This window comes from Bacillus sp. AFS001701 (genome assembly GCF_002559405.1).
Taxonomy (GTDB): Bacteria; Bacillota; Bacilli; order Bacillales; family Bacillaceae_G; genus Gottfriedia.
This window is the reverse complement of the sequence record NZ_NTZO01000754.1, coordinates 1-596: the sequence shown is the minus strand read 5'-3', so window position 1 is coordinate 596 and position 596 is coordinate 1. Positions and strand designations below refer to the sequence as shown.

Sequence of the window (596 nt, the reverse complement as noted above, 5' to 3'; positions counted from 1 at the left end):
AAAAAGTCGAATCTGCAAATAAAATTACTAAAACAGCAAATAAGAGCATCATCTTTGAAAAAATTAAGCGAAAATCAAAAGATATAAGAATAAATTAGAAGAAGGAATCAATCATTCTTTATTTTTCTCGTTCTTTCATATATTTTTCTGCAAGTAATTGTTTAACTTGATTATAAGTTAAACCAGAATTTGCATTCTTTCTTTTTACTTCGTTAATATCGGTTCCAGTTATCGTAAAACGTTTATCTTCCATGTGGTTTCATCTCCAAAACAAATTATTTAATTTTATTATTTATTTGTAAGACAGAAAATATGCTTTTAAAAGATTATGTAATTAAATCGTTATTTTTATTGTGCTAAAGAAATGATAAAATAATTGGTAATAGAAGGAATAGGGGATAAAACCATGCACGAGGTTGTATTGAAAATTTTATTTTTTATTTTTCGAATATTGTTTCAATTAATCTTTCAAATAGTTGTTGAGTGGATCTTTGATTATTTGCCAAAAAAGTTTTTTGGTTATCCTTCTAATGAGAAAGATGATGAATTAATTCAAGGGAAAATTTACTTATTAGAAAAGGAACCTTGGTTTGAGC

At 25.2% G+C, this 596-nt stretch carries 2 protein-coding genes; one reads left to right on the top strand and one right to left on the bottom strand.

Annotated elements, in window-relative coordinates; genetic code table 11:
- Positions 1 to 118 precede the first annotated feature (118 nt).
- Positions 119 to 253 (bottom strand): hypothetical protein, encoded by a 135-nt coding sequence (locus CN514_RS26730; protein ID WP_025671362.1) that lies wholly within the window; start codon positions 251 to 253, stop codon positions 119 to 121.
- 153 nt (positions 254 to 406) lie between these two features.
- Here CN514_RS26730 and CN514_RS25010 point away from each other — a divergent pair.
- Positions 407 to 596 (top strand): hypothetical protein (locus tag CN514_RS25010; RefSeq protein ID WP_141529541.1); only part of this gene is annotated, 190 nt, incomplete at its 3' end.

What these genes read in the sequence shown, in the direction of transcription:
- CN514_RS26730 (WP_025671362.1), bottom strand. Translation starts at nt 253, where the DNA reads ATGGAAGATAAACGTTTTACGATAACTGGAACCGATATTAACGAAGTA.